The 24560-nt window shown below is 41.4% G+C and carries 23 protein-coding genes; 3 read left to right on the top strand and 20 right to left on the bottom strand.

Annotation, left to right across the window (positions count from 1 at the left end):
• Nucleotides 1-125 precede the first annotated feature (125 nt).
• From ACTHOQ_RS10795 to ACTHOQ_RS10750, 10 genes are all read right to left on the bottom strand, one after another.
• The gene (locus tag ACTHOQ_RS10795; protein ID WP_440496123.1) at nucleotides 126-989 is read right to left on the bottom strand and encodes an ROK family protein; all 864 of its coding nucleotides are present in this window, start codon (nucleotides 987-989) and stop codon (nucleotides 126-128) included.
• Nucleotides 970-1929, bottom strand: coding sequence for a GNAT family N-acetyltransferase (locus tag ACTHOQ_RS10790; RefSeq protein ID WP_440496121.1), 960 nt, complete (start codon nucleotides 1927-1929; stop codon nucleotides 970-972). Before ACTHOQ_RS10790 ends, ACTHOQ_RS10795 begins: the two co-directional genes overlap by 20 nt.
• A gap of 1 nt (nucleotide 1930) precedes the next feature.
• A complete protein-coding gene (locus ACTHOQ_RS10785; RefSeq protein WP_440496119.1) occupies nucleotides 1931-3505 on the bottom strand; it encodes an FAD-dependent oxidoreductase in 1575 nt (524 codons plus the stop codon).
• Entirely contained in the window at nucleotides 3505-5028 is a 1524-nt protein-coding gene (locus ACTHOQ_RS10780) for a hypothetical protein (protein ID WP_440496118.1), read from the bottom strand. Before ACTHOQ_RS10780 ends, ACTHOQ_RS10785 begins: the two co-directional genes overlap by 1 nt.
• A gap of 77 nt (nucleotides 5029-5105) precedes the next feature.
• Nucleotides 5106-6080, bottom strand: coding sequence for a Gfo/Idh/MocA family protein (locus tag ACTHOQ_RS10775; protein ID WP_440496116.1), 975 nt, complete (start codon nucleotides 6078-6080; stop codon nucleotides 5106-5108).
• Nucleotides 6077-6709, bottom strand: a complete 633-nt coding sequence (locus tag ACTHOQ_RS10770) for a peptide ABC transporter substrate-binding protein (protein ID WP_440496114.1) — start codon at nucleotides 6707-6709, stop codon at nucleotides 6077-6079. The genes ACTHOQ_RS10775 and ACTHOQ_RS10770 overlap by 4 nt, the downstream gene beginning before the upstream one ends.
• 8 nt (nucleotides 6710-6717) lie before the next feature.
• Complete coding sequence (locus ACTHOQ_RS10765; protein WP_440496112.1) at nucleotides 6718-7770, bottom strand: Gfo/Idh/MocA family protein; 1053 nt, start codon at nucleotides 7768-7770, stop codon at nucleotides 6718-6720.
• Between the two features lies 1 nt (nucleotide 7771).
• Complete coding sequence (locus ACTHOQ_RS10760) at nucleotides 7772-8776, bottom strand: zinc-dependent alcohol dehydrogenase (RefSeq protein ID WP_440496110.1); 1005 nt, start codon at nucleotides 8774-8776, stop codon at nucleotides 7772-7774.
• Nucleotide 8777: 1 nt separating this feature from the next.
• Nucleotides 8778-9833 carry a dihydrodipicolinate synthase family protein gene (locus ACTHOQ_RS10755; RefSeq protein WP_440496109.1) on the bottom strand — a complete coding sequence of 352 codons (1056 nt, stop codon included), beginning with the start codon at nucleotides 9831-9833 and terminating at the stop codon, nucleotides 8778-8780.
• A gap of 1 nt (nucleotide 9834) precedes the next feature.
• A complete protein-coding gene (locus tag ACTHOQ_RS10750; RefSeq protein WP_440496107.1) occupies nucleotides 9835-10851 on the bottom strand; it encodes an NAD-dependent epimerase/dehydratase family protein in 1017 nt (338 codons plus the stop codon).
• A 78-nt stretch (nucleotides 10852-10929) separates the two neighbouring features.
• On the opposite strand from ACTHOQ_RS10750, the gene ACTHOQ_RS10745 reads away from it, so the two are divergent.
• Complete coding sequence (locus ACTHOQ_RS10745; RefSeq protein WP_440496105.1) at nucleotides 10930-12225, top strand: helix-turn-helix domain-containing protein; 1296 nt, start codon at nucleotides 10930-10932, stop codon at nucleotides 12223-12225.
• Here ACTHOQ_RS10745 and ACTHOQ_RS10740 read toward each other — a convergent pair.
• From ACTHOQ_RS10740 to ACTHOQ_RS10725, 4 genes are all read right to left on the bottom strand, one after another.
• Nucleotides 12212-13054, bottom strand: coding sequence for a Gfo/Idh/MocA family oxidoreductase (locus tag ACTHOQ_RS10740; RefSeq protein WP_440496103.1), 843 nt, complete (start codon nucleotides 13052-13054; stop codon nucleotides 12212-12214). The two genes, ACTHOQ_RS10745 and ACTHOQ_RS10740, sit on opposite strands and share 14 nt — an antisense overlap.
• Nucleotides 13055-13065: 11 nt before the next feature.
• Entirely contained in the window at nucleotides 13066-13869 is an 804-nt protein-coding gene (locus ACTHOQ_RS10735) for a carbohydrate ABC transporter permease (protein WP_440496101.1), read from the bottom strand.
• A gap of 24 nt (nucleotides 13870-13893) precedes the next feature.
• Nucleotides 13894-14823: a carbohydrate ABC transporter permease gene (locus tag ACTHOQ_RS10730; protein WP_440496099.1), complete on the bottom strand. Its 930-nt coding sequence runs from the start codon at nucleotides 14821-14823 to the stop codon at nucleotides 13894-13896.
• Between the two features lie 69 nt (nucleotides 14824-14892).
• Complete coding sequence (locus ACTHOQ_RS10725; protein WP_440496097.1) at nucleotides 14893-16200, bottom strand: sugar ABC transporter substrate-binding protein; 1308 nt, start codon at nucleotides 16198-16200, stop codon at nucleotides 14893-14895.
• Nucleotides 16201-16381: 181 nt separating this feature from the next.
• On the opposite strand from ACTHOQ_RS10725, the gene ACTHOQ_RS10720 reads away from it, so the two are divergent.
• Both ACTHOQ_RS10720 and ACTHOQ_RS10715 read left to right on the top strand, forming a co-directional pair.
• On the top strand, nucleotides 16382-17002 hold the full coding sequence (locus ACTHOQ_RS10720; RefSeq protein ID WP_440496096.1) for a YesL family protein: 621 nt from the start codon (nucleotides 16382-16384) through the stop codon (nucleotides 17000-17002).
• Nucleotides 16999-17124: a hypothetical protein gene (locus ACTHOQ_RS10715; RefSeq protein WP_440496095.1), complete on the top strand. Its 126-nt coding sequence runs from the start codon at nucleotides 16999-17001 to the stop codon at nucleotides 17122-17124. Before ACTHOQ_RS10720 ends, ACTHOQ_RS10715 begins: the two co-directional genes overlap by 4 nt.
• 156 nt (nucleotides 17125-17280) lie before the next feature.
• Here ACTHOQ_RS10715 and ACTHOQ_RS10710 read toward each other — a convergent pair whose 3' ends face one another.
• The 6 genes from ACTHOQ_RS10710 to ACTHOQ_RS10685 all read right to left on the bottom strand — a co-directional run bounded on the left by ACTHOQ_RS10710 (nucleotide 17281) and on the right by ACTHOQ_RS10685 (nucleotide 24555).
• Entirely contained in the window at nucleotides 17281-18153 is an 873-nt protein-coding gene (locus ACTHOQ_RS10710) for a GNAT family N-acetyltransferase (protein ID WP_440496093.1), read from the bottom strand.
• A complete protein-coding gene (nagA, locus tag ACTHOQ_RS10705) occupies nucleotides 18153-19352 on the bottom strand; it encodes an N-acetylglucosamine-6-phosphate deacetylase (RefSeq protein WP_440496091.1) in 1200 nt (399 codons plus the stop codon). The genes ACTHOQ_RS10710 and nagA overlap by 1 nt, the downstream gene beginning before the upstream one ends.
• Nucleotides 19353-19551: 199 nt before the next feature.
• Nucleotides 19552-20997, bottom strand: coding sequence for an Asp-tRNA(Asn)/Glu-tRNA(Gln) amidotransferase subunit GatB (gene gatB / locus ACTHOQ_RS10700; protein WP_440496090.1), 1446 nt, complete (start codon nucleotides 20995-20997; stop codon nucleotides 19552-19554).
• Nucleotide 20998: 1 nt separating this feature from the next.
• Nucleotides 20999-22462 (bottom strand): Asp-tRNA(Asn)/Glu-tRNA(Gln) amidotransferase subunit GatA, encoded by a 1464-nt coding sequence (gene gatA, locus ACTHOQ_RS10695; protein WP_440496088.1) that lies wholly within the window; start codon nucleotides 22460-22462, stop codon nucleotides 20999-21001.
• Between the two features lie 16 nt (nucleotides 22463-22478).
• Complete coding sequence (gatC, locus tag ACTHOQ_RS10690; RefSeq protein WP_008408705.1) at nucleotides 22479-22769, bottom strand: Asp-tRNA(Asn)/Glu-tRNA(Gln) amidotransferase subunit GatC; 291 nt, start codon at nucleotides 22767-22769, stop codon at nucleotides 22479-22481.
• Between the two features lie 436 nt (nucleotides 22770-23205).
• Nucleotides 23206-24555, bottom strand: a complete 1350-nt coding sequence (locus ACTHOQ_RS10685) for a GntP family permease (RefSeq protein ID WP_440496086.1) — start codon at nucleotides 24553-24555, stop codon at nucleotides 23206-23208.
• Nucleotides 24556-24560: the final 5 nt, after the last annotated feature.

Raw genomic sequence — 24560 nt, 5'->3', positions numbered from 1 at the left:
CCGGCCCGGTTTCTAGCTGCCGGTAACCGCAGGGCAAATCAATTTTAAAAGACTGAAAAACGACCATTTTACTAGCAGGTAAAATGATCGTTTTTTACTTTTAGGATTAATACCCACTCTCTGCTTTACAACAGCGCTGCTCCGATTAATCCTGCGTTTCCTTTATTAATGCTTCCTTGCACTCGCCCTTTTTTATGTTCAAAAAACGGTAAGCCGAAATAGCTGTCGACCAATGCAGCAATTTCTTTCACAATCTGGGGATGGTGGTTCATCACGCCTCCCCCAAGCACAACTACATGGGGGTCCAGTAAAAGAATGAAGCTGTGGATTTTTTGTGCGATTTCCTGTTGCCATTGTTGTATAATCGGCACAACTTCTTCGTCTTGCTCATAATATTGCTGCAAAAATTGCTGTAGTGTAGTATGATTGCGGTTTGTTTTTTCCTGCAGCAGCTTTGCCAGCCAAGGCCCTGCACATTGCTCTTCAAAATACGCGCCTGTTTTAGTTAATGAAAAGCCGACTTCTCCCGGTATTCCTGCCCCCCGCAAAAATTTCCCTTCATGAATCGTGCAGCAAGCAATCCCCGTGCTGATCGTTAAATAAATTAGCGTCTCTTGCTCAAAATGCCGTATTTTATATTCGCCATTTGCCGCTGTCATCATATCTGTTTCCATATGAATCCCCGCTTTTGGATACACCGCCTGCAAACGCTGCACTAACGGAAATTGGTTCCACGGCAAGTTTTGCTGATGTACGACAATGCCGTGCTGTAAATCCAAAATTCCGGGCAATCCTACGGCAACTTTAGCCACTTCTCCTTCTTTGTTCTGTATAAGCTTATTGAATCCGTCAATCATTGCCTCAAATAAAGCTTCTGACTGCTGCGGGCTTGCAACTTCCAATTGCTCAATAATGTGCTCCGGTTTTTCCTTGCTTGAAATCCCCAATGCCAGCTTAGTACCCCCGATATCAGCGCTTAAAATCCACATCCTCATCCACCTGCTTCAAAAAGATTCCATATTTTTTCCAAACAGTATATCCCAACTTTTCGTAAAAGGCAATCAAGTCGGTCCAGTCGATAAATAATGTCGCTTTTCCGCGTTGCTGTAAATAGTACTCTGCCGCTTCGACAACCGCTCTGCCCAACCCGTATTTGCGGTACTTTTCGTCGATGCCTAATGGGCCAATGCCGCCTAAATTGTCAAATTGCTCTGCCCAATTATAATTCGGTCCTTTCCAAGCGCTTTGCTCGTCATTTATACGGCAAAAGCCAACAATCTTCCCTTCCCATTTCACGACTACATAATCCCGGCCAGTTCCCCCATGCTCGAAGTAATCATGTGCTTCAAATGTCCATCGTCCAGGGAAGGCATTTGATATAAAATCGATGAATTGCTGCTGCTCCTCTTTTTCCAGAAGAACAAACTGCACCTTGTCCTTTTCGGGAAGCGCTAAAGGTTTCGTCACTTTTCTTGTGAAATCCGCGCTCTCTACAAGCCGCCTATAGCCGAATTTCTCCGCAAACGCAATTCCAGCCTGCTCTGTCAGCGGAATTCCGCATAATAAATGCCCTAAATCCCCGCCGATTTGTATTTTCCTCACATTATTTTTTATAAGTGCCTGTTCTGCATATTCATAAAGCTCTGTCGCAATTTTTTGCTGCCGATAATCAGGGTGCACAAGCAGCATTTGAATCCAGCCATGTGCTTTGTTTAATGCAACATCATATGTATCATGCCACATTTTCGCAATGACAATGCCAACTACTCTCCCATCCACCTCTTTTACAGCACTTCCCTCCCGTAAAACATATGGAGACCGCCATATGTTTTGCTCAAGCAAACGGTCTGTCAGCAAAAAATCAGGTAAACACTGATTCCATAAATCCAAAATTTCCTCATTAAATTTCTTAGTCAATTGCTTTAGCATATCATTCCCCTCCAAACGTTTCTTCCATACGGCGAATCGGATCATCCACAATCGACATATCCCATTCAACAACATGCCCTTGCTCCAGCAACGATTGTTTTATGTCTTCATATGCCAGTTGCTGGACAGGTTTGTGCATATGCAGCGCCTGTGCAGCGATTGTGCCTGCAACTTGACCAAGCATCATGAATACAGGCTCCATGCGAATGGACCCATACGCAATATGTGAGGCGCTTAAGCAGACCGGCACGATTAAATTCGTGCATTCTTGCTGTTTTGGCAATAATGCGCGCAAATCGATTGCAAAAGGCTTCACCGGAATTTGAATGTCCCCTTCATTAACTACCCGTCCATTCAATACAACCCGGCGGCAATGGTGCGAATCCATATGAAAGGAAGCGACCGCGACCGGCTGCTCGCACACGCGATATTGAAGTGCGTTATGCTCCGTTATGCAATATTCCCCGATCATTCTGCGTGCTTCGCGAATATAAAGCTGCCTTGGCCAATGATTCGTCTCTAAAAACTCGTCCGCCGGCAAGCCCCATTGCTGCACCTCCTGTCGAACATCGGCCGGCACTGCCTCATCATTTACCAAAAAATACAAAAGCCCCGCCACATATGTTACGTGCTGCTGAAAAATTTTCTCGCGCAATGAATAGCTTCCATCTGGAAAAGCATAATTCTTGCCGATAAAATCGGTGGAAAAAGCGCCATAGTTATTTAAATCTGTTTTGCCGTTCATCAAAGGCGTATGGAGCTTCATCGCATCCCAGTGCCCCGCCTGTAAATAGCGCAGCAATAATGCATAGTGCTCTCGATTATAGCTTTCCGGTTTTGGGAAAGGAACTTTATTTTTCTTCGTTAAGCAAACCCGAAAATTATATGCCTGGATCCGTTGATCGCCCGCACCGTTTTGCTCTGTTGCAGGCTCATCGGAAATCCCATACAGCAAACCGCTTTCAGGTTCACCTTCCACAATATAAGGATCGATAAATCGTTCAAATTTATGATGCTGTGTACCGAATTGCACGCCATTATATATTTCTTTGTATACTGCGTTCGCTTCTCGTCCAACAATATACGAAACCTTTGCATTTGCCATCAGGTCCCCTTCATAGCTTGCATCGATAAATTGCTGTGCTTCGTATGTTGTGCCATCCGTCATCCTGACTTGCCGGATCGCTTTATTTTCCTTGACGACCGATTCGATGAATTGCTCTGTTTGTACATCGATCGCAAAATCCGCCAGCCATTTTTTAAAGATGCCCTCTGCTACATGGGGCTCAAAACGCACACATTTTTTCAAACCGTAATGTTTGGCAACCTCTTCGTAAAATTGCTTCGCCAAACCTCCTAAAGCTTCTTCCGCCCCCAAGTCTGTTGCCCCTAAGCCACTCGCCGTCATACCGCCGATAAAACGGCTGCACTCGGCAATACGCACATTATAGCCTTGCTTCTTTAGTGTAATCGCTGCCGTAATGCCTGCGGGTGTCGCTCCGTATACAAGTACATCCTGCTTCAAATGTAGCTTGCGCTGTGTCTTTTCCCGATAATAATAAACAGAATCCCACATTATAATGCCTCCCAGCGTTCCTTAGTCACTTGCACAACCTGTTTTACAGCTTCCGTATAATGCTTCAACGGTGCTTCCACATTTGTTTGTTGAATTAATAGTTCTACTTCTGTAAGCATATTAATGACTTCCGCCTTCGCTTCCGGATTTTTTGCTTCCACAACACGGCTTGGGAAAAAAATTGTATTGTATTTACTATGCTTCCCAAGCATTCTCTCCATTTGCCGTGCGAATTGCTGCATCTGTCCCGATAACAAATGAGGGACGGTTTCAGCATGCTCCCAAAGCGACCGTGCAAAAACAATATTGTTCAGCTGTTGATATTGCTGATATTCATAATGCTCCATATGTCGTTGTTCCTTCGCAGATTTATGCAATGGCACTACTAAGTTCACCATTCCATTGCAGCCGATTTCCCTATAGCGTTCCACATCCGCTGCAATTCGATCAAACAGCAGCGGGAACAATTCACTAAGCATAAAGTGGTCGCTGTAATATTCGAAAACCGTAATCGATCTGTCTGTTGCTTGCCGCCAATCGATCAGGCTTTTCCATGCACGCAAATCACGCTCGGATTCATAGCTTTCTGTATAATCGCGCCCCCAATAAGCGTATAGAATATCGGTTGCCCCTGCTTTCTGCTGCTTGCGTTCAAGCATTTCCCAGCTTAAACCCGCATTATAAACAATATGCTCCACTTCTACTTGCAGGCTTGCTTCCTGCAATGCCCGCTGAAGCTTTTCCGTAAAGCCAATGTAGCGTGTCAAAAATAATGCAGCTTCATCCCCCTTTGCCCCGACATCTTCCGGCCATAATGAAATGCGGCGAATGACCGCTTCACGTCTACAATAGGAAACGATGAGCCGAATGACTTCCTGCTGCGCTTGTTCATCCTGCAGAAAGTCATGATTTTTCATTGCATATGCAGCTGTAAATTCTGTTTCCTTGCCGATCAGATCATTGACCGCCCCATCTGCTGCCGTTTTCCCCGCTATTTCAATGCCTTTTGCCTTTGCGATTAAATAGCGTAAACTATGTCCGCCGAGCGTTACTTCAATTCCTCGTTTTTGAATTTCCTCCGAAAGTGCCTCTTTTACTTCATCCCACAGGAAAAACGTGAAAAACACTTCATTCAATCCATTTTTCGTCCCTACGTCGAGCATTCTTTTTAAAAATAAGATGTCGTCAATTGTCTCAAAAACATTGCCGCGGCGAGAAAATTTCGGCTTGCCTATATATGTTTCCTCTATACCTTCCGCCTCGATTTTCCGGTGCTGCTGCAAGTCGAAAAAAACGATGCCTTCCACTTTTTCGATGAAGCGATAAACTCCGTACAGCAAAGCCCGGCTAGAATTGCCTCGAATTAAATAGGAATCCTTGCAATGGATGATCTCAAAGCCGTCATCAGCTATTTCAGTGTCATTACGCTCAAATTTCACGCGCTTGCCGCCTTTGTAATATCTTTTCAGTTCATCCAATGCAAACTGCTCGATTGCATTTTTGGTGGTGAATGATGTATCCATCAGCTGATCCTCCCTGTCATTGTTTCTATTAATTTAACAAAAAGGATACCCGAAAACTGAGCATCCTTTTAATTGATTTATATTGTTACCGCTTGCTTTTTTCTATTTGATTCATATGCAGCAAGGGCGATTTCCAATGACTTCAGCCCATCATACGCGGAAATAAGCGGCTTTTCGCCCCGTTGGATTGCTTGTACAAAGTCGACGATTAAATCGAAATCTGTATCGTTTCCGCTATATAAATGTGCAATGGACTTTTCGCCTTTACTATACAAATTCAGCTTTTCATTAAACATATCCACTTTCCGTGCCGCTTTTGTACCGATCACTTCAATCGTCACATCACCCCAAGTCGGAAATTGCGGGAAGCGCGACCAGCTTGCATCATGCGAAGCGATTACGCCATTTTCAAAAACAATTGTCATAATGCCCGCATCATCCGTATTCAGCTCTGTGAAATAGCGGCTCGCAAAGGCGCTTACTTCCTTAGCCTCGCTTCCCATATACCAGCGCATAATATCCACCATATGCACCGTATGATCTAATACCGCTCCACCGCCCGCCAACTGCTCATCAATGAACCAGCCGCCTGGATTTTGTCCTCGATTTGTCGAGCGGATGGCAACAATATCGCCCAGCTCGCCTTCCGCAATCGCTTTTTTTAAATCTTGAATTGGCGCACTATAGCGTACCGGATAGGCAATGGAAAGCTGGACATCATTTTGCTCACAAACAGCAATCATTTCTTTTGCATCTGCAATCGTCGTGGCAATCGGCTTTTCGCATAAAATATGCTTTTTCGCTTTTGCGGCAGCAATAACCATTTCCTTATGCAATACATTTTCGCTGCATACTAGCACCACATCGATTGCCTCAGCTAAAAATGATTGCATATCGTCAAAAAACGGGACATGATAAAGCTCGCTTGCCTTTTGACCGCGTAAAACATCCGTGTCATATATCGCGGTTAATGTCGCCCCAGGTATTCGCTTAATCGCATCTGCATAGCTTGTCGCATGAATGTGCGCAAAACTCATTATCCCGATATTCATCGCTTCCCACCTCTTTGCAATAGCTCCCGAATTTCCTCGAGCTTATTATCATAGCTGGTATCCCACAAAACGGCATATGCCATAATCGCCTCCATATTTTTATAAAGCGTGCGATTGTTGCTTGCATCTCCCGTCATTTGCAAACTATCAAACTCCAAAATGTGCAGATGGCTGCTCCATTCAAATTCAATGCGCTCAGAACCTGTCATATATTCTAAATGCGCCATTACATTGTCGCCGAATTCACAAAGAACAATTGTATAGGATGTGTTTCCGCGCTTACTTGACCGAACTGTTAAATGATCGGCCGGGCCAAACCATTCAGCCAATGCCAGCATATCTTCTTCAATTGAAAAGCATTCCATAGTCGTCCTGCGGAAACGAATGACACCTTTTATTGCATCATGCTCCTTTAATACTTTGTGCAATTGAAGGGCAAAGGAATATGACCATAGATCAAAATAAACAAGCCCAGCCGGCGGGGCAGGCGAAAATGGATTGTAAGCCCCTAATGTGGGACGATGCAAAATTGTCACGTCATTTGGTTCATTGCCCGTTTGCGATGTAAAGTTATACAATGGCGACTGCATCAATATATGCTTCTTATGAGGTAAAACAATTTGTATCATTTAATCACCTACAGTTTAATTTCTTGTCGTGTTGCTGCGGATTCATAAATCGCGGTCAGCATTTTCATTACGGCAACACCATCCTCCACAGGGGAAATGGGCTGTTTGCCTGTTAAGCAACACTCCACAAAATGATTGATTTCGTTTGTAAACGCCCCTGTAAAATCAAAACCCGGCATATCGATTTGCGGCGTCACATTTAATATCGTTTCATGCCTTTCCTGTACAATGACAAGCTCAGGCTCAATTTCCGCGCCTCCCTTTTCACCGTAAAGCTTCACACTTACTTCATCCTGCTTTGCCTGTAATGTAAAGCTTACATCAACAAATAGCGAAGCTCCATTTTCAAACCGGATCAACGCATTGGCCAAATCCTCGACATCGTTATGTTCTGCATTGAAATCAGCCGCTTTGTAAAAGGACAAGTTTTCTATATGTGCACGATTCCCCAGTTTTTTATATGTATTCCCTGTAACGGAAATCGGTTTTGGTTTCCCCATCAAATACCAGCAAAGATCAATCATATGCACACCTAAATCCATAAGTGGGCCACCGCCCGATTTTGAAATATCGCTAAACCAGCCGCCTGGATTTCCTAAACGACGCAAGCATGATGCCTTTGCATAATAAAGCTCGCCCAATTCTTCCGCATCAATAAACTTTTTCAAAACGCCTACATTGGAAGCGAAACGACGCACATAGCCTACCTGCAAAATTTTATTCGACCTTTTCACCGCCGCTTCAATTGCATATGCTTCTTCCATCGTGATGCTTAACGGTTTTTCAAGCAGCACATGCTTGCCGCTTTCCAGTGCTTTAATTGCAAGCTCGGCATGGGAATTATTCCATGTACAAATGCTGACAGCGGCCATTTCGTCATTTGCCAGTAAATCATCCACATCCGTATATAAGTTTGCTGCTTCATATTTTTCACCCAACGTTTGGAGTCTGTGCTTGTTTTGATCACAGATTGCGGCAATTTCAACTTCCGGATTTGCAAAATACGGGCCTAAGTGGAATTCTGAAATGGAACCGCCGCCGATTACACCAACTTTCAGCATATTAGTTTCCCCCCGTATAATCGATAATTGCTGTCAGTGCCTCATCTTTTGCCAACTGTTCATAAATATTCGCCGATTGCGCAAACGGGATTTGCAGCTGCACAAAATCTGCAACATCAATCGCTTTTCTTTCTAATAAACGAATATACGCCGCCAAGTTTCGTCCTTCTGTCCATCGAACATAATGATAAGGATAATCGATAGCGTCCTTTTCGTAGCGCGCATCATAACGCCCAGGGCCCCCTGCACGGGAAATTGTAATAATGGCCTCTTTGGCGAAAAGCTGTTCACGGTTAAACTGTGGCTCTACGTCTCCGACAATGACAATCCGCCCTTGTTTGCGCACCCACTCCAAACTTCGCGCTGTCGTTTCGGAATGTTTGCCGCCCGCGCATAACAGGACTGCATCGGCACCTTGACCGTTTGTAAAAAGCTTGATATGCTGCTCCATTTCGTTCAAATCCGAAAAAGCCTCAATCCCGGCAGCATCCTTTAACATCGCTGCACGTTTCATGTTAGGCTCATAGCAAATGACGTCATAGCTTGCCGCCGCGCAAATTTTGGCAATCATTTGACCAAGCACACCAAGCCCGATAACAACTACCGACTCGCCAAATTGAAGCTGTGCCTGACGTATTGCATGTATCGCTATCGTCCCGTGTGCCGCCAATGAAGCATGCGCTAATGCCACATTCGCGGGGCATTTTGCAACAAGCGTCTCAGGCACGACCATTAGCTCCATATGGCCAACATACGGCGCACCATAGCATGCAACAATATCACCGATTCGCACATTGGCAACAGCTTCGCCAATTGCTCTTACAACTCCGACCGCACTATAACCTAGTTGTCGTACGCTATCCTTGCTTCCTTCTATCAGCAAACGCTCCGTGCCAGGAGAAACAGCTGTATATTTTGTTTCGACGAGTACACCTGCCGAAAATAATGTTGGCTGTTCAATTTCCACTATTTTTGCCGCACGATTATGTGCTTGTAGAGCTCTCATATTACTCACCTGATTTCCATTTCGATAAATTGGCTTGTACGAATGCATCATCATGTAAATGCGGATACATTTCGTACACTCGCGTAATTTCCTCCGACTGTCCTTCGCTTAGTACTTCATGTTCCGCCAAACACCAATTCCCTTTTAACAATCCTTGCCGCGCCAGTACTTCATTAATACCCGCTATGCTTCCTTTAAAGGCATGAGCCGGATCAAAAAAGGCTGCATTTGCATCAGTTACTTCAATCGCTTTTGATAGCCAACTGGAAGGCTGCTGCGCATTTTCGCGAATCGCTTTAATCTCTTCAAAATATTGTACAGCTGTTTTTGTCCAAACAGACCAATGTCCGAGCAGGCCGCCGACAATGCGTTTTTTTACTGTTTCACCATTTATCGTAAATGCATATTCAGATAATAAGTCAACGACGATGTTATCATCATTTCCTGTGTAAAGTGCAATATCATCACGGCGTTTGCTGTTGCAAACCGCACGTACGACATCCAATGTTTGATAACGGTTAAACGGGGCCATTTTAATTGCATGTACATTATCGATATTTGCCAGCTCATGCCAAAATCGATATGTAAACACACGCCCCCCAACAGAAGGCTGCAAATAAAAACCGATAACAGGGATGATTTCCGCCACTTCCCGTGTACGTTCCAGCAATTGCTCTTCCGTCAACTCCGCTAAACCGCCCATGCTTAAAAGCGCTAAATCATAGCCGAGATTTTTCAAAATCACCGCTTCCTGTACGGCTTGCTCAACAGGACCGCAAACACCGCCGATTTTAATGAAGGAATCGGGCACATTCGCTTTTGCCATTTCGTCGATCGCAAGCGCCAATACACGCTCATATAAATTAAACCGGGGATCGCGTATTTCAAATTGCGTTGTATGCACACCTACTGCCAATCCGCCTACACCGGCTTCAATATAATATTTAGTCAACGCTCGTTGGCTTGCTTCGTCCAATGACCTATCTTCATTTAATGCCAGCGGGTGTGCAGGGATGAATGCGCCATCGAATAATGCTTTCTTCACTACCTCTTTCATATTAAAACGCCCCTTTACGCTCTTGGAAGTGTGTCGGCTTATTTATCGTTTCGCCATCCGCCTGCACCCAATTTGCCACTAGATCAAGCATTTGCTCCAATGTTACGCGCGGATAGCCGAATAATTTATGTGCTTGATAGGCCGTATTTATTAATGCTGTCGGCTGCTCTTCGCCGACAATTTTCGCTTCTTTATTAAAACGTTTAGCAAATTGGTTGGCTAGCCAGCGTACCGATAATGTCTCCGGGCCTGTTACATTTAGGATTTTCACCGGCGATTCGCAATGCAGCAATGAACGGATCGCATATTCATTTGCATCCCCTTGCCAAATGACATTGACGCTTCCCATCGTGACATCTACCGGTTCGCCATTGTAAACCGATTTTGCGATTTCCAGTAGCACTCCATATCGCAATTCATTCGCATAGTTTAGTCGGAACATTAACATTTTCGTATGGAAGCGATTCGAAAAATTTGTGAAAATCCGTTCACGCCCTAATGTGGACATTGCATACTCGCCAACCGGTTCTGGCACGATATCTTCTGAACAGTTGCTTGCTGTCACTGGCGAAAACGGATAAATATTTCCAGAAGAAAAAACAACGATATTGGAATTTTTGTATTTATCAGCTACACGTCCTGGCATATACGTATTCATCGCCCATGTGACATGCTCATTGTTCACTGTTCCGAACTTGTAGCCCGCCATAAAAATGACATTGTTGACGTTCGGCAATTGCGCCAATTGTGCTTCATCCAACAGATCGCAAGTAATTGTTTCAATTCCGGCTTGCTCCAATTCTTCCTTCAGTTCCTTATTCGAAAAACGGGCTGCACCGATAATTCTTTTTTCAATTCCCGCTTCCATCGCAGCGCGTTTTGCCATTTTCGCCAATGTCGGCCCCATCTTGCCTGCGATACCTAAAATTAAAATATCTCCATCTATTTTTTTCATATCTTCCACAAGTGCTGCAGAAGGGTTTGTCATAAATTCCTCTAATTGTTCAACCGTTTGCATTAAATACACCCCTTCTAATTTGAATATTCTTACTTTTTTTCGTAAAATTATATTAGTATGAGTTTTGGAGGCATCTACATGACGAATCACAACAGAATATATACCTCTCAAAGTTTAATAGGAATTATCACTCCCGAGATTATGCTATTAAGGATTAAAGAATGTTTGCGCGGATTTCCGAATATCCAGCCCCAATACTTTATTCTTGAAGATTTTTCGCTTACAGATGAATTAAAATTATTTTTGACTCAGCATGAAATACTCGTCATTGCTGATCCTTATATTTATCAACAACTGAAAAACTATGAATCTTCATTGCATTTATATCAATTAAATACCCGCGCGATCGAGCTTTATCAGCTGTTGTTAACACATCAAATAAAACAGCAGACAAAGCAATATTGTTTTGATTTTATGCAACAGAGCGATATATTGGCCATCACTCACCAGTTTGAAGAAAAGATAGACTACGTTTTTTCCAAAGGCAAAGCGACAGAGCATATTGTCCAAAATCATATTTCCTATGCAGCACAAGGTTATTTTCCTGTGACAACGATTGCCGCCGTTTTTAAAAGGCTTTGTGAACAAAATGTCGAATGTGAATACTTGATCCCAAAGAAACAGGAAATGATTGTCGCATTTGAACGAGTTCTTCTTGCGAGTAAAAGCCGGCAAAATAAAGAAAATCAAATCGTCTATGGGATTATCCAATTCGAAACGATCAAGCCTCAAGATCAATCGAAAGTAAAACAAATTTTGCAGCAGTTCGCACAACAAATGGATGGTCATCTCATTATGCTGAACGCTTTGCAATATAGTTTTATTACGACACGCGGCCAGTTTGAACGCGAAACACTCGGATACAAACATTTGCCGCTCCTCTCGCGCTTTAAAGAAGAATTGCATATTAACTGCACAATCGGGATCGGCTTTGGCATTAACGCCTCTGATTCAGGACGCCATGCAAAACAGGCATTGTACCAAGCAAACGATAACGGTCCGAATGTTTGCTATATTGTACGCGAAGATAATCGTGTCATCGGTCCTATTGAGACAACCGTTTTTATCAATTATGAACAGTACCCTCTTGCCATTACTGATCTGCAGCTGCTCGAGCGCGCGGAAAAGGCTGGCATGTCAGCTTCATATATTTCAAAACTGATGGGACGGATTACAAAGCATCAAAAATATATTTATACAGCAGATGAATTGGCGGAAACACTGCATATTACTTTGCGCAGTGCAAACCGCATATTACTGAAATGGCTGGATGCTGGGCTAGTCGATATTATTGGGGAAGAAAAGGTAGCCCATCGAGGTCGCCCTAAGCGCATCTACTACATGCAGTTTTTGGAAGAACTCAAAAATCAGTAATCGTTTTTGCATGCTGTGTTATCTTTTCAAGCGCACCGATAATCTGAAGTGTATCCGATGGCTTAACCGGGCTGCTTTTAGTTTCGAAAAATTGCTCCATTTCATCGACAATCCGGTCATAAAAATGAAAGTCGCCTTCTTCAATCGTGCACCATTCACTCAATTCGGCTGAATGGGCAACAAATTGAAAGCTTTGGCGCTGTTGCAAAAAGCCTCGAATTGTTGAAACGGTGCGGTCTTCGAAAGTCAATGTAATGAAGTGCTCGGCATGCTGTTTGTGCACAATCGCTTCTTGTATTGATAAATTCTTTAATGCACTTATTATTTCCAATGCATGGATACCGTAATAAAAATAATCATCTTCATGGAGCATCGGGAGCGGGGCAATGATATCCACCGCTTTGATGCCCCTTTTTTTAGCTCTTTGAACACAATCGGCAAATCTTAGAGCCGAACTGCTCATTAACGGAATCCCCCGTTTTTTGGCAAGCTCGATGATTTTCAGTGCCTCGGCACCATTTTGCGCTAAAGGTTTATCGATAAAAACAGGCTTGTTCCATAAAGATAATTGCTCAAATTGTTCAAAATGCTGGTCTGCATCCACCGAAGTGATTATAAAAGCATCACAGTATTTTTCCATTTGTTCAATTGATTCCATAAAGAGCACGCCATCTTGCCTCATTTGTGTAGCGATGGAATCAATTCTTAAGCGGCTCAGCTCAAGCTGAGAGCCCCCTTTATATGCGGCAATTTGATGGCCCTTTGCGATAAGTTTTCTTGAAAAGGCAACTGCATGGGACGAATCTGTTCCAATTACGCCTATTTTCATACAATGCCCCCTTATTTAATTCCTGACATCGTAATACCTTCCGTGAAATAACGCTGGAAGAAAATGAAGATTAAAAATGTCGGGATGAACGAAATTGTAGCTCCCGCCATTTCTACACCAAAGTTTCCTTCCTTACCGAGCATCGACGCTAGACCGACTGTTACAGGGAACATCTTTTCATTTGTTAAGTAAATCAACGGCTGGAATAAATCATTCCAGTTTGCTATGAATGCGAATGTCCCTACAGTTGCGATAACCGGGAACGATAAAGGCAAAATAATTTTGAAGAAAATTTGCCAGTCATTCGCTCCGTCGATATATGCCGCTTCTTCCAAGTCTTTCGGGATTCCCTGCAAAAATTGACGGACGAGAAATACACCCATAATTGCCCAAAGTTCCGGAACGATTAATGCCCAATATGTATTAATCCAACCAAAATCGGCAAACATTATATACTTCGGAATGATGAATAATTGCTGCGGGACCATAATAACCGCCATGAAAATCCAGAATATCGCTTCTTTGCCCCAAAACTGTTTCTTTGCAAAAATATAGCCTAATAAAGCGGCAAAAAGCATTTGTGTGATTACCGGAATAATCGTAATGACAATCGAGTTCCAAATCCAGCGAATGAATATACCGTTTGTGAAAATTGTTATATAGTTTTGGATAGAAGGATTTGTCGGCAGCCAGAATAGCGGATCAACTTGTGCTTGCTTTACTTCTTTCAGCGAACCAAACACCATAATGATAAATGGCATAATGAAAACGATCGCCAAAATCGTCAATGCTGTATACGAGATTACTTTTTTCATTTGTATGCTCCTCCCCGCACCAGCTTAATAGTAATTCGGATCTTTACCAATGTATTTGCGCTGAATCAACGAAATAATCAATATGATAAAGAATAGAACATATGACAACACTGCTGCATAACTTAAATTTAAGCTTGTAAAGCCTTGGTGATATAAGTAATACACGATTGTTGTTGTAGCATAGTTCGGTCCGCCATTCGTCAATAAGAAGGCCGAATCGAAAATCTGGAATGAACCGATTGTCGTAGTAATCGCTACATAAAAGTGAATTGGCTTTAACATAGGGAATGTAACCTTCCAGAATACCTTCCAGGAATTCGCCCCATCAATGCGGGCCGCTTCGTATAGCTGACGATCGATGGATTGCAGCCCCGCATAGTAGTAAATCATCGTTGTGCCCGCCACTTTGAAAATACTTAATCCTGCCAATACAATCAACGCCTGCGAGGAGCTTGACATAAATAGCTGCGGGTCAATCCCGACAAAGCCGATCAAGTAGTTGATGAAGCCATCTTCTGTCCCGCGGAACAACCATCCCCAAATTCCCGCGATGATTACGAATGACGTAACAACAGGCAAGAAGAACAAGCCTTTGAAAAACCCTGCAAATTTGACGCCTGAGTTAATAATCAATGCCAATATCAAGCCTAGCGACATCGTTGGAATGATATAGTAGATGGAAAACTTCACTGTGTTCCATATTGCTTTCCAGGCGATTTCATCATCAAATAATGCTTTCCAATGTTTGAGTCCTACAAATTCAGGTTCCCCTATTATTTTCCAATCATGAAAAGTTAAATAAAAACTTAAAACGAACGGGTAAACCTGAAAGATGATAAAGTGAATAATGACAGGAAGCAGCACGACATAGACTAATATATTTTTGTTGAATTCACGCTTAACCCGCGCACTAAACGACTGTTTATTCGGCTGTTTAGCAGTTGTAGAGGTCATGTGCCTCACCCTTTCTGTACATTAAGTAAGGAGAGAGTCTGATCATGAAGACCAAACTCTCATTATTGATTATTTGTTAATTAGCTTATCAATCGCATCCGCTGATTTATCGGCTGCTTGTTGAGGTGATTGTTTACCTTCAAGCATTGATTGGATTTCAGCTTGGATTAAAGGCATGATATTACGGCCTTCCGGGTGAATCACACCTGGTTTTGCGTATTGAGTGTATTCTGCTAATTGTGCCATGTATGGCTGAGAATCAAAAATGTCTTTTGCCTCATCACGTGTTGGAATATATTGTGTAATATTGTTGAAAGTACGCTGGTTTTCAGTATTTGTAATATACTTCATGAATTCAGTTGCAGCCTCCGGATTTTTCGAAATCGCAGATCCTACGAACATACCGACAGTGCCGTATGTTAATTGCTCAGCATCTTTCAATGGCGGTGCAATGACAAATTCAAATGGCTTTTCCGCCAACAAACGGTTTACTGAAATACCAGAGCCGTTAACAGCCAATAGTTTGCCGCCAAAGTATAATGAATCATGGTCCAATGCAGTGATTGAATCTTGTGGAATCCAGCCTTTTGCATACATTTCATTAATTAACTCAAATGCTTTCACCGATTCTGGTTTATTGATTAAAATATTATTGTCAGCATCGATTACATTTCCTCCAGCTTGCCATAAGAATGGGTATAATGTGTTGTTTAATGAACCACCGCCAGCAAACGAGAATGCATAGTAGCCTGCTGCTTTTGCTTTTTCGGCTAAAGCTTTAAACTCATCCCAATTAGTCGGCAGGCTATTTTCGTCAACACCTAGCTCGTCTAAAATATTTTTATTATAAACTAATGATTCCGCCGTTTGTAAAATCGGCATACCGTATTGTTTGCCCTTCCAGCTTGTCGCTTCAATTGCTGTTGGCACGAAACCATTCAGTTCTTCTTCTGTTACATATGGAGAAATATCCAAAATCAGTTGTTGCTCCGCATATTGCGGCATTTGGTCAGGTATTACATAAAACACATCAGGACCTTGGCCTGCCGCTAATGCTGTCAGGATTTTTTGGTCACGGTTTGCCCATGGAATTTGTTCAAAGTTCACTTTTACGCCTGTTTCGGCTTCAAAGTTCGCCGCAAAGTCTTTCCACATATCCCCTTCACCTGTTGTACCATCTGTATATGGATGTGCCCAAACAGTAATTTCCCCTGATAAACCTGATGATCCTTCTGTGTTAGCGCTTCCATTATTAGTGGATTTGTCTGTTGAATCATCTGCATCACTTGAAGATTCTTCATTGCATGCAACCATCACTAATGAAAATGCCAAAACTAAAAATAGAAGACCAAATTTCTTGAAAAATGAATTATTCATAACATAAATCCCCCTTTTTAATTTCATCCCTTTGCCTCAAATAACAATTCTATTATTTAATTGCTATTTTTCTCAGACTACAAAAAATTGATTGTTTACTCAAGTCCTTTAAAAGACCTTAATTTAAATTGTACAATTTTTCTGATATTTTATCTTATAATGGGAATATGGAGGGATCAGTATGAATTTTTGGGAAGGTTTTCATAGCTTTGGCGTAAAGCTTCTAAAATTGATATATGCAAACTTTTTATGGCTGTTTTTTTCTATGATTGGACTCGTTGTATTTGGGTTATTTCCGGCAACGATCGCCTTGTTTACGGTAATAAGACAAATGCTTCTTGACATTGAAAAGCCGATTGCCGAAACATTTTGGACTACTTATAAAAAGGAATGGCTAAAAGGTAACGGCTATGCAGGAATTGTTTATGGGATACTTTTGATTTTGGCAGTTGATTTTTACGCTATTTATACTTTTGACTATTTACAGCCCTTATTAATTCCAACATTTATCATTGCATTTATTATATTGGGGACTTTGTTTTTCTTTTTCCCGGTATATGTGCATTTCGAGCTGAAGTTTTTTGCAATGATTAAGCAAGCTTTTTTATTTACATTGACTTCACCGCTAGTAGTATTATTAAATGCTTTTTTCCTGTTTTGTATGTATGGTGTGTTTAATTTAATGCCGGGTGCCATCCCGTTATTTGCGGGAAGTGTCATGAGCTTTTTCATTATGAAATTTTCATTGCGTGCCTTTAAAAAGGTGGAGCAGAAGAAATTATTGGAGGCAGTATCGACATGAAAGGTCTGCATGCATCACCGCTTTATGCAACTGTCGATAATCTTCCGCCGATTTACACATTTATCGGTACACATGACTTATTTTACGAAGAAGTTTGCGAGTTTACAGAAAAACTTAAATGAGCGAAAGTCCCCATTGCATTCGATATTTATGAGGGCTGTATTCATGGCTTTGATTTGCATGCATTGCCTATTTCAAAAACTGCCAAAATCCGTCTCCTGAGCATGACGGAAAAAATAATTAACGAGTCTCCCTTCATATGAGGTAGACTCGTTTTTTCAAGCTAATCCGCTATACGGGTATAATACATGATTTGGATAAATCAGTTCTCTTTGATTTTTCACAAACATGGCCCCGTCATCTTTAAAAACCCCTTCTTGAACAGGGATGCTTAACTTGTCAGGCGTAAAGCATAATTCAACTTTTTGCTTTTTAATTGGAAGGCTATTTAAAAGCTCAGTTAAATCAACTAAATTTTTTGAAATTACATCGATTAGTTGAAGGGATGACTCATATTCTTTTGCAATAACAAAAGCATGGAATTTTGGTACAAAGTAAATGTCATTTCGGTATTGTGTCAAGGCATGGAACATTACAATATTTTCATTTTGCAGCATGCTCATTTTAAGACTGATTGGCATACGATGCATCACCGCCTCATAAAATAGCTTTCTTGTATCCGCATCCATTATATTAACCTTTTTCACTTCTGCAGGCGCTATTGATAAATCTTTTGCGGCAATTGTAAAAGTCGCTTGTGTGCGTGTTTCAAATCCAAACTTCGGATAAAAACCGAGTACGGATTCATTTGCGAATAAGTAAAGAATATCCGCTTCCGTTGTGTCTTCCATCACTTTTTCCATAAGCTTTTTTGACAACCCTTGTCCTTGGAACTTTGGATGTGTCATCACTGTGCCGATTTGAACAGCTTTGACATATTGTCCATCCAAAATCATTGTTCCGCTACTGATTGATACATTCGCAACGATTTCCCCGCCAGCTTCAAATGCGTAAGGGCAGTACATATCATTCCAATAGCCCAATGCATCCCACTGTGCAAATTCAAGGCCAAATGTACTTTCGGCTAGCTTGAAAAAGCTTTGTTTTAATTTTGGATTATTGCGTATAGCATCCCCTTTTATAAAATTCATCATTTGTCCTCCGGAATCTGCATTGTGCTGTATTCAGATCTTTTGTAAATAATTTCCCCTTCGATTACCGTCAAAAGCACTTCATCTTGTTCATCCGCTATATAAAAATCCGCATCTTTGCCTTCTTCGATAGAGCCTTTCGTTTCGTAAATCCCTAATAATTTCGCACTATTTGTCGCTGTCATTTTCGCTAATGACACATCGGAAAGCTGCAGCCACCTTTTTATATTCTTCCGTGCTTCGTTCAAATTAAGCGTGCTCCCTGCAAGTGTATGTTCTCCCGCCAGCTTGCATAAGCCATTTTCCACTTGCACTTGCTGTCCGCCTAAATCATAATAACCATCTTTCAAATCAGTTGCGCGCATACTATCCGAAATCAAAATCATCCGTTCATCACCGATTACCTCATAAATATACTGTATCATCGCAGGATGGATATGATGCCCATCCGCAATAATTTCAAGCATGCAGCCGCTTTGTAATAGGGCAATCTGCAAACCGGGCTCCCGGTGGTGAATGGCGCGCATCCCATTGCAGAAATGTGTGGCATTTTGGATTAATCGCTTCCCTATCAGCATTTTAGCCTCATCATATTTTGCATCTGAATGACCAATGGAAGCTACAATATTATTTGCTTTTAAATACTTTAAAAGTGCCTGCTGTTCATCCAGTTCAGCCGCCACCGTCACCAATTTAACTGTATTTTCCGAAGCCTTCGCAATGGTCTCAAACTCTTCTACTGAAGGCTTGATGATAAATTCATCTGATTGTGCACCTTTTTGAATTGGATTGATAAAAGGGCCTTCCACATGAACCCCTGCAATTTTCGCTCCCTCCATCAAATGCCTGCTATGTACAATTGTTCGGATAACCTGTTGCAAAGAATGAACAGCAGCGGTCATCGTTGTTGCTAAAAAGCTCGTAACACCATATGGAGCAAGCACTTTGCTAATTGTGTTCAAACTTTCAACTGTGCCATCCATTACATCTGCGCCGGCCATCCCATGGATATGCTGATCTATCATTCCAGGCATTGCCTTATCGGTAGGCTTTGTTCTAAATAGGCTGCCATCTTTCGGCAACTGATCCTCTGTGCAAATAGCTGCGATTTTTTCACTTTGAATGACTAAATAATGATTTTCTTCAATGCTTTTTTCCTTTACAACTTGAACCGGCCCAATATACCATGTTTTCCCCACTTATTCTGCACCCCTTTGCTTTTCCCTCTTATCCGATTTTCATAAAAATCTTCCATACAGCAATTTTAAAGCTATGTTTCATATTTCCAATTATTAATGTATTTTTGGATTGTTTCAAGTAGCGATATGCCTCTCATGATTTTTTCACGAAAAAACGACAGCCCAAAAAATCAGACTGTCGTTTCATGATAAGAAGAAATTAACGCTTGTTTAATTCTTCCATTAAAATTTGATTTGTTAATTGCGGGTTTGCCTGACCTTTGGAAGCTTTCATAATTTGACCTAACATCGCTTTTACAGCACGGTCTTTACCAGCTTTAAAATCTTCCACGGATTTTGTGTCGTTATCAAGAACCGTTGTAACAAAACCACGGATAACTTCTGGATCGGAAATTTGGACTAAGCCCTTTTCCTTCACGATTTTCGCTGCGTCGCCGCCATTTGTCACTAACTCCGTGAATACTTTTTTTGCGATTTTTGAAGAGATCGTGCCGTCCGAAATTAACTTCACCATACTTGCCAAGTTTTCAGGCGTTAATGCTGTATTTTTCAACTCTTTTTGCTCAGCGTTCAAGTATGCGGAAATATCGCCCATCAGCCAGTTTGCCGATAATTTTGCATCGGCTCCCGAAGCCACTGTCGCATCAAAGAAGTCAGAAATCTCTTTGTTAATAACAAGGACATTTGCATCATAATCCGTTAAGCCTAATTCAGAAACATAACGTGCTTTACGAGCATCCGGTAATTCTGGAATCTCGTTACGTACGCGCTCTACCCATTCATCAGAAATCGAAAGACGCACTAAGTCCGGCTCTGGGAAGTAACGGTAATCATCTGTACCTTCTTTAACACGCATAAGAATTGTTTTACCTGTTTTCTCATCAAAACGGCGTGTTTCCTGCTCAATAACGCCACCAGCCATTAATACTTCTGCCTGGCGGATTTCTTCGTGCTCTAAACCACGACGGACAAAGTTGAATGAGTTCAAGTTTTTAAGCTCAGTTTTCGTACCGAACTCTTCTTGACCGTATGGACGGATTGAAATGTTCGCATCACAACGAAGAGAACCTTCCTCCATACGTACGTCAGAAACGCCTGTATATTGGATGATTGATTTTACTTTTTCAAGATAAGCATACGCTTCGTCCGGCGTGCGGATATCCGGCTCAGAAACAATCTCAACAAGCGGTGTTCCTTGACGGTTTAAGTCCACTAAAGAATAGCCGTCCGCATGCGTTAATTTACCAGCATCTTCTTCCATGTGAAGACGTGTAATACCGATTTTCTTTTTGTAGCCTGGTGTATCACCTTTAGCTGGAATTTCGATTTCTACCCAGCCGTTTTTACCGATTGGCTTATCAAATTGTGAAATTTGGTAAGCTTTCGGATTGTCCGGATAGAAGTAGTTTTTACGGTCGAACTTAGTTTCTTGTTCGATTTCCATGTTTAATGCTAAAGAAGCACGCATAGCGTAATCTACTACTTGTTTATTTAATACAGGTAAAACACCTGGATAACCAAGGTCGATTACTGTTGTATTTGTGTTTGGTTCCGCACCAAAGTGGTTTGGACTGCTAGAGAAGATTTTTGAGTTTGTTTTTAACTCAACGTGAATCTCCAAGCCAATGACTGTTTCAAAGTTCATTTTATTTTACCTCCCATAATGCTGGAGTTTGTTTAGCGAAATCTGTTTGTTGCTCATAAGCATAGGCCACACGGTAAAGTGTTTCTTCACCGAAATGCTTACCGATAATTTGTAAACCTAATGGTAATCCGTTTTCAAAGCCGCATGGAACTGAAATTGCCGGTACACCTGCCAAGTTGATTGGAATTGTTAAAATATCGTTTGCGTACATTGTCATTGGGTCATCAATGTTTGCGCCAATAGCGAATGCTGGTGTTGGTGCAGTTGGCCCAATGATTACATCATAGTTTTCGAACACTTTGTCATAATCGGCTTTAATTAAAGTACGTGCTTGTTGTGCTTTTTTATAGTAAGCATCATACGTACCAGCTGATAATGAATATGTTCCAAGCATGATACGACGTTTTACCTCATCGCCGAAACCTTCAGCACGAGATTGTTTGTACAGCTCTAATAAGTTTTTCGCATTTTCTGAACGGTAGCCGTAACGAATACCATCGAAACGTGAAAGATTTGAAGATGCTTCTGATGAAGAAAGAATGTAATAAGCTGCTAATGCATATTTAGAGTGTGGTAAAGATACCTCTTCTACTGTAGCACCTAAGCCTTTTAATACTTCCAATGCATCAAGCACCGACTGTTTTGCTGCTTCGCCAACACCTTCACCTAGGAATTCTTTTGGTACAGCAATTTTTAAGCCTTTAATATTACCGTCTAATGCGGCTGCATAGTTTGGTACTGGCACATCTGCAGAAGTAGAATCCATTTCGTCTACACCTGAGATTGCTTCAAGTAATAATGCATTGTCTTTTACATTGCGTGTAATTGGTCCGATTTGGTCTAAAGAAGATGCGAATGCAACTAAACCGAAACGAGATACACGACCGTATGTAGGTTTCATTCCTACAACACCACAGTAAGCTGCTGGTTGACGGATTGATCCACCCGTATCAGAACCTAATGAAAATGGTACTTCACCCGCTGCAACTGCTGCTGCAGATGCACCTGAAGAACCACCTGGTACATGCGAAAGGTTCCATGGGTTTTTAGTTGTTTTATAAGCAGAGTTTTCGTTTGAAGAACCCATTGCGAACTCATCCATGTTCAATTTACCGACTGTGATCATGCCTGCATCACGTAATTTTTTTACGATTGTTGCATCGTAAATTGGCATAAAGCCTTCCAGAATTTTAGAAGCGCAAGTTGTTTCCAAGCCTTCTGTTACGATGTTGTCTTTTACCCCGATCGGCATACCGAATAATGGACCGCGCTCCTCGAATGGAACTTTATCCAGCTCTTCTGCTTGGGCTGTTGCTTGTTCTTTATTTAAAGCTAAAAAAGCTTGTACATCGCCGTCCAACTTTTCAACGCGGGCAAATGCTTCTTTTGTTAAGTCCGCAATTGTTAGTTCGCCAGCTTTAATTGCTTGTTGTAATTGTGCCGAAGTGCGCTCAAATACTGTCATGCGATTAACCTCCTAATTACTCCATAATTGATGGTACTTTAATTTGACCAGCTTCTTGTTCTTTTACGTTCAGCATTACTTTTTCAAGAGGTAAGCCTTCTTTTGCTACGTCCTCGCGAAGTACGTTCACTAAAGGTAAAACATGTGAAGTCGGTTCAACATTTGTTGTATCTAATTCATTTAACTGCTCTGCGAAATCAGTGATTTTACCTAGTTGTTCAGCAAATTTCTCTGCTTCCTCTTCTGTAATAGCAAGGCGAGCTAAGTGTGCTACGTGTTTCACTTCTTCTTTTGAAATTTTTGCCATTTGTTACACCTCCAAAGTTCGGATCAAATACACCCCGTTTAGTCCGTATTCAGATTTTTACTGATTGCTTTTGAAAAAATCCGTGCCGTTCGCCGGGGCTTTATCTTAAGTCAAAGAATGTTTAGGACACTCGCCAACTCAACATAAACCATGCCCATAATGATACCATTTTTCAATGTAAAAATCATAGCTTTGCGAAAAAATACAGCAAACAATCCATAGTAACAGACGATTTCTCGCCAAATTAACGTGTTAATGCAGTGAAGCGAATTCGGGTTGCAATATGATACATATAATTTATTAACAAAAAATAATATATTGAATCAAAATAGCTGAATATTGTATGAAGTTATTTTTCATGCTGGACTGAAAATAAAAAAAATAGCGACCCTATTATACTAGGATCGCTTTTATATATTTTCAATTTATTCAATTATTAAAGACCTGGTAAAACACCTGAGAATAAACTTAAAATATAAACCATTCCCAGCGCCGTAACCCCTGCAATAAAGCCACCAATTGACCACGCTTTAATAGTTTCGGGAATTGTCAGTTTACCGAATTTACTAACAACCCAGAACCCTGAATCATTTGGCAATGATAAGCCGACTGCCCCGGCACATATTGCTAAGCCAAGTAAAATTGGCGAAGTTCCTAATTCATAAACCATTGGCCCCATAATCGATGATGTTGTTACTAAGGCTACTGTAGCGGAGCCTAGGGAAGCACGCAATAATTGAGCAAATAAAAAGGCTAATATTAATACAGGAATCGCTAAGCCTGTCATCGTTTCAATTAAGTAATCGCCAATACCCGATTTATTAATTACATTACCGAATGCCCCGCCGGCACCTGTTACTAATAAAATCATACCTGCCGAATTGATGGCTTCATCATAAAGTTCTGAATATGGCACTAAAATATAAGGACGCAATACAATTAACGCAACGACAACCGAAATAAATAATGCAACATTTTTATCTCCAATAAAACCTAGAATTGTCCGCAAATTGCCCTCTTCTAAAAACAAACTAGATACAGTATTTACTAGAATCAGAACAATTGGTAATGCTAATAATGCAAAAGAAAGCGTTGTTGAAATTTCCTTTTTGCCTTCCGGAATTACTCGTTCTGCTACCTCCTCTTCTTTGTCATCCACAAAGCGCTGAATTTTATTCCCTATAAATTTTCCGTATAAAGCGCCGCCAATAATAGCACCTGGTATTGCGCAAATAATGGCATAAATAATGAATAACCCTAAATCCGATCCCGTATTTTCTGCTACGACCAAGGGACCTGGGGTAGGAGGAATCATGCTGTGTGAAATAATTAAACCAATTCCGAGTGCCGTAACGAATGTAATAATAGATATACCTGTTCGTCGCGATAAACTTTTTAACACCCCACTTAAAATAACAAATGCTGCATCAAAAAATACGGGAATTGATACTAATACACCCGAGAATGTTAAGCCTACTGGTGATTTCTTCACACCAAATAAGCTTAAAATTGCACCAGCTATTTTTTCTATCGCCCCTGATGCACCAAGTAAAGAGCCAAATACAACCCCTAAACCAATTAAAATACCGACACCCGCTAGCGTATTACCAAATCCACTTGTTATAAGTGCCGGAATTTCGGCGAGCGGGAATCCGATTAATACTGCCGCTACAAAGGAAACCGCAACTAATGAAATAAATGGCTCCACATTTAATTTTAAAATTAATACAAAGAGTAAAACTAAAGACAATAAGAAAATTACAAATAACATATTCCCTGTAACCATTCGAT

It is taken from the genome of Solibacillus silvestris, from assembly GCF_051967575.1.
In the GTDB taxonomy this organism is placed as follows: domain Bacteria; phylum Bacillota; class Bacilli; order Bacillales_A; family Planococcaceae; genus Solibacillus; species Solibacillus silvestris_B.
This window is presented reverse-complemented; position numbering and strand designations above follow the sequence as displayed.

Coding starts and splice junctions, on each gene's coding strand:
- ACTHOQ_RS10795 (WP_440496123.1), bottom strand. CDS start 989: ATGTGGATTTTAAGCGCTGATATCGGGGGTACTAAGCTGGCATTGGGG.
- ACTHOQ_RS10790 (WP_440496121.1), bottom strand. CDS start 1,929: ATGCTAAAGCAATTGACTAAGAAATTTAATGAGGAAATTTTGGATTTA.
- ACTHOQ_RS10785 (WP_440496119.1), bottom strand. CDS start 3,505: ATGTGGGATTCTGTTTATTATTATCGGGAAAAGACACAGCGCAAGCTA.
- ACTHOQ_RS10780 (WP_440496118.1), bottom strand. CDS start 5,028: ATGGATACATCATTCACCACCAAAAATGCAATCGAGCAGTTTGCATTG.
- ACTHOQ_RS10775 (WP_440496116.1), bottom strand. CDS start 6,080: ATGAATATCGGGATAATGAGTTTTGCGCACATTCATGCGACAAGCTAT.
- ACTHOQ_RS10770 (WP_440496114.1), bottom strand. CDS start 6,709: ATGATACAAATTGTTTTACCTCATAAGAAGCATATATTGATGCAGTCG.
- ACTHOQ_RS10765 (WP_440496112.1), bottom strand. CDS start 7,770: ATGCTGAAAGTTGGTGTAATCGGCGGCGGTTCCATTTCAGAATTCCAC.
- ACTHOQ_RS10760 (WP_440496110.1), bottom strand. CDS start 8,776: ATGAGAGCTCTACAAGCACATAATCGTGCGGCAAAAATAGTGGAAATT.
- ACTHOQ_RS10755 (WP_440496109.1), bottom strand. CDS start 9,833: ATGAAAGAGGTAGTGAAGAAAGCATTATTCGATGGCGCATTCATCCCT.
- ACTHOQ_RS10750 (WP_440496107.1), bottom strand. CDS start 10,851: ATGCAAACGGTTGAACAATTAGAGGAATTTATGACAAACCCTTCTGCA.
- ACTHOQ_RS10745 (WP_440496105.1), top strand. CDS start 10,930: ATGACGAATCACAACAGAATATATACCTCTCAAAGTTTAATAGGAATT.
- ACTHOQ_RS10740 (WP_440496103.1), bottom strand. CDS start 13,054: ATGAAAATAGGCGTAATTGGAACAGATTCGTCCCATGCAGTTGCCTTT.
- ACTHOQ_RS10735 (WP_440496101.1), bottom strand. CDS start 13,869: ATGAAAAAAGTAATCTCGTATACAGCATTGACGATTTTGGCGATCGTT.
- ACTHOQ_RS10730 (WP_440496099.1), bottom strand. CDS start 14,823: ATGACCTCTACAACTGCTAAACAGCCGAATAAACAGTCGTTTAGTGCG.
- ACTHOQ_RS10725 (WP_440496097.1), bottom strand. CDS start 16,200: ATGAATAATTCATTTTTCAAGAAATTTGGTCTTCTATTTTTAGTTTTG.
- ACTHOQ_RS10720 (WP_440496096.1), top strand. CDS start 16,382: ATGAATTTTTGGGAAGGTTTTCATAGCTTTGGCGTAAAGCTTCTAAAA.
- ACTHOQ_RS10715 (WP_440496095.1), top strand. CDS start 16,999: ATGAAAGGTCTGCATGCATCACCGCTTTATGCAACTGTCGATAATCTT.
- ACTHOQ_RS10710 (WP_440496093.1), bottom strand. CDS start 18,153: ATGAATTTTATAAAAGGGGATGCTATACGCAATAATCCAAAATTAAAA.
- gatB (WP_440496090.1), bottom strand. CDS start 20,997: ATGAACTTTGAAACAGTCATTGGCTTGGAGATTCACGTTGAGTTAAAA.
- gatA (WP_440496088.1), bottom strand. CDS start 22,462: ATGACAGTATTTGAGCGCACTTCGGCACAATTACAACAAGCAATTAAA.
- gatC (WP_008408705.1), bottom strand. CDS start 22,769: ATGGCAAAAATTTCAAAAGAAGAAGTGAAACACGTAGCACACTTAGCT.
- ACTHOQ_RS10685 (WP_440496086.1), bottom strand. CDS start 24,555: ATGGTTACAGGGAATATGTTATTTGTAATTTTCTTATTGTCTTTAGTT.